This window comes from Virgibacillus siamensis, assembly GCF_039522605.1.
GTDB lineage: Bacteria > Bacillota > Bacilli > Bacillales > Amphibacillaceae > Lentibacillus > Lentibacillus siamensis.
This window is the reverse complement of record NZ_BAAADS010000014.1, coordinates 1-1,016: the sequence shown is the minus strand read 5'-3', so window position 1 is coordinate 1,016 and position 1,016 is coordinate 1. Positions and strand designations below refer to the sequence as shown.

General features: G+C 35.1%; 1 protein-coding gene and 1 pseudogene. Both read right to left on the bottom strand.

The window, feature by feature from the left end:
• On the bottom strand, positions 1 to 699 hold a 699-nt coding region (locus ABD010_RS10195), incomplete at its 3' end, for an ATP-binding protein (RefSeq protein ID WP_343812656.1).
• Positions 699 to 1,016 (bottom strand): annotated as a pseudogene (locus tag ABD010_RS10190) (IS21 family transposase); the annotation flags it as partial. The pseudogene ABD010_RS10190 and the gene ABD010_RS10195, both read right to left, overlap by 1 nt.

The window sequence follows — 1,016 nt, the reverse complement described above, 5'->3', positions numbered from 1 at the left end:
AATTTTATAGGAATCATGTACAATACGATCAAGAATCGCATCTGCCACCTGTGCTTGCCCCAACTTTGAATGCCAACCTTCCGGTGAGAATTGGGAACAGAATATAGTAGATGCTCTCTTTAATCTCGACTGGATAATTTCCAGGACGTGGAGTGCATTTTCTTCTGTAAGCTCAGTTAATAACCATTCATCAAGTATTAATAAATCAATCTTTTTGTATTTCTGAATGATCTTTCGGAAGCTGCCATCGGCTTCATACTTTGCGACAGCTAATTCATCAAGTAACTCTGGTAATCTAATATACTTTACTTTGTAAAATTGACGACACGCATGAACATCAAAAGCATTAGATATCCATGTTTTCCCGTTTCCTGAAGCCCCCATTAAAATAATGTTATGGTGATTTTGAATATAGTTCCCTGTTGCTAACTCTAATATTGAATTCTTGTCCAGGTTGCGATCAGGATGATATTCTATGTCTTCAATAGCTGCCGTCGGCTCATCAAATGTTGCTTGTTTAATTAATCGTGCCAGTCTATTTGATTTCCGACGATCATACTCGTAATCTACTAAAAGATTAAAGCGATCATCGAAATCCATATCATGATAATCTTTGTTCTGACTTTGTTCCTGATATATTTCTGCCATTGCTCCCATTTTCATTTCGGTTAATTTACGTAATGTTTCTTGATTAATCATTATTTGTTCCCTCCAAAGTATTCAGCACCACGGACAAATCCATGACTATTGGTATTATTTTGTTGGTTATCGATATTTGACCTTTTTTTACGCTTCCGACTTCTATCTAATACACCTTTTAAAACAGAAATTGTGGGATTTGTTGATATTTCAAGTAATGTTTTAGTTGCTTCTTCTATTTCTTCCTTTGCGTATTTTGTTGATAAATTTCTTAGAGCGCTTAGGATGTTTAAAGCTTTCTTTTCCGCATTTATTTCTAAAATATAAGAAACAAACTGCACCATAGAAGGCCCGATTGTTTCTGCCCATTTACGATT